Source organism: Synechococcus sp. H70.1 (genome assembly GCF_047502705.1).
Lineage (GTDB): Bacteria > Cyanobacteriota > Cyanobacteriia > Thermostichales > Thermostichaceae > Thermostichus.
The window spans coordinates 1-533 of record NZ_JANSIV010000156.1 but is presented as its reverse complement, the minus strand read 5'-3'; the positions used below and the strand labels follow the sequence as shown (position 1 = coordinate 533).

General features: G+C 54.2%; 1 protein-coding gene. It reads left to right on the top strand.

Features of this window, described 5'->3' with window-relative positions:
• On the top strand, positions 1-533 hold a 533-nt coding region (locus NW827_RS10430; protein WP_414503660.1), incomplete at both ends, for a PAS domain-containing protein.

Sequence of the window (533 nt, the reverse complement as noted above, 5' to 3'; positions counted from 1 at the left end):
TCCTGCGGTGGCAGGAATCGTCTGCAGCACCCGCGACATTACCCAGCAAAAAGAGGCGGAACTGGCGCTGCGGGAAAGCGAAGCCCGCTTCCGGGAAATTGCGGAAGTTGTTCCTGTAAGCTTTTTCCTAAGTTCAGCAGATTTTGGTCAATTTCCCTACGTAAGTCCGCGTTGTGAACAGATCTGGGGATACACGCCGGAGGAGTTTTACCAGAAGCCGGATCTGTGGAAAGACAGGATCCACCCCGAAGACCTGCCTCAGGTTCTGCAAGCCGCACCTCAAGTTATCCGAGGAGAGAAGCCGGTTACCTATCGCATTTTCCATCGAGATGGTCGGGTGCGCTGGTTGCGGACTTCCTGCCGGCCTATTTTCAATGAATGCCAAGAAGTGATCCGCATTGCCGGCATCACAGAAGATATCACCGAGCAAAAAGAGGCGGAGCTGGCCCTGCAAGAGAGCGAAGCCCGTCTCAAGGCTATCCTCGACGGGATCCCTTTTCCCATCTTTGTTAAAGATTTGCAGGGCCGCTACT